Source organism: Maribacter sp. (assembly GCF_049667165.1).
Lineage (GTDB): Bacteria > Bacteroidota > Bacteroidia > Flavobacteriales > Flavobacteriaceae > Maribacter_A.
The window spans coordinates 1-1,696 of sequence record NZ_JBATHS010000171.1; the positions used below are offsets into that span (position 1 = coordinate 1).

At 38.8% G+C, this 1,696-nt stretch carries 2 protein-coding genes; both read right to left on the reverse strand.

Features of this window, described 5'->3' with window-relative positions:
• The coding region (locus WBM98_RS09035; RefSeq protein WP_424365696.1) for a DUF418 domain-containing protein at positions 1-725 on the reverse strand (725 nt) is incomplete at its 3' end.
• A gap of 237 nt (positions 726-962) precedes the next feature.
• Positions 963-1,696, reverse strand: a 734-nt coding sequence (locus tag WBM98_RS09040; protein WP_424365697.1) for a hypothetical protein, incomplete at its 5' end; no start/stop codon positions are given.

Genomic DNA, 1,696 nt, shown 5'->3' on the forward strand with positions numbered 1-1,696 from the left:
TCATAATGCTGATTTTCCGGAGCAAGAAACGCCACCACGTCCAAATACCCTTTGCGCATATTGGTGTTATATTCGGCAATGCCTTCGGGAGACCTTTTCCATTCGCGTTCTTTCCATTTCATATCAACTTCATGAAGTTCCCTGGTTAATGTTTTCCCTTCTAATTTGTAGTTGTTTACAAGTGCTACTTCTTCGACGAATTTTATATCCTTTTTATAATCCGCATAATTCCATAAGGCGCCAATAGAGAAGAGCAATAATGCAATAAGTGTTAATTTGAATGGGGGTAAATATCTAAATGAAAATACCAAAAAGCCCATAAGCGCATATTGGTAGAGAATTTCACCGGTCCAAAGCAATAAATATCCATGTATCAACCCGAAAACAAGTAACCACATAAGTCGTCTAAAATAAATATTTGCAGCATCTAATCCGGCTCCTTTTTTTTCGAGTCTATCCATAAATATGAACATACCTACTCCAAATAATAGGGAGAAAAGTGCTCTCATTGTGCCTTCAAATGAGAAATTTGCGGTAATCCATGTTGTTAGATTCCATCCTGTAGCACCACCAGAAACTGTAGGGTCTCCATAGGCTCCGGCTAGCCCCATGCCATTAATGTTCATTATTAGTATTCCTAATAGAACAACTCCTCTCATAATGTCTAGAGACTGTATACGGTCAGAAGATTTTAAGGGAGTGAATAATTTTTTTGTTGTGATCATATTTGTAAGGTTGGTTAGATTATTTACTGCAATGACCGCTAACATTTGAATAGAGCTAATGGAACGAATATTTCATTTATATCGTCACTCTTATTAAGGGAAATGGCCTAAGTCTTTTCATTGGATATGAGAGAATCATATCTATTCACCTGCAAACCACAAACAAAAGTAAAACCCGGTATTGACCGGGTTTTACAAGCATCGATCAGTAGATGTGTAGTGCTAATTCAAATTCAATTACTGACGGGTTGCGGCTATTACTTTCGCATCGGGACCACTAAGGTCTTTTCTTAATATCCATATTTCCGTTCTGTCGCCATTGGTTGTGTCCTCAACATCGGCTAGGAATTGTTTAAAACTTCCGGCGCCATGGACTTCTTCGAATTGTTGCATAAATTTATTCTCCCTTGCCATCCAAGAAGAACTATCGAAGAAATCTACCCAGGCAAAATCCATTCCATCCATGTTGTTCATTTCATTGGAGTAAACCCCGTAAATCTGATCAGGCATTTTTTCCTTATATACCTTGTCAACCTTCTTTAACACCTTCTCTATAAAATCCTGTTGCTTAAAGCGCTTTACATCGATCATGAATACCGAAACCTTGTTGATTTCGAAGTCTTTCGAGAAATTGGATAGTTCAGGATGCATTTTCATATAATTTACCTCAACTTCTGGGGTGAGGTACTTACTTATATTCTTATCATTATCATCGGTATGTTCCTGGCTTGAAGGCCTACCATCCATGGCACTCCAAGGTAAGGGCCCCATAATCAGCATATATTTGCCGGCATTTTTGCCATTTAATACGTTATAGACCCGGGCACCATAAGGTCCGTCGGCGTGGAATTTTTTGTTGTGGGCGGCTATGCCCGCCTCGAATTCCATAATTTTTTCCGGGTTTACCGTAAGCATCACATTTTCAATAATCAAAGCTTCATTGGTTTGTGCCATGGCCATTAAAGGCAATA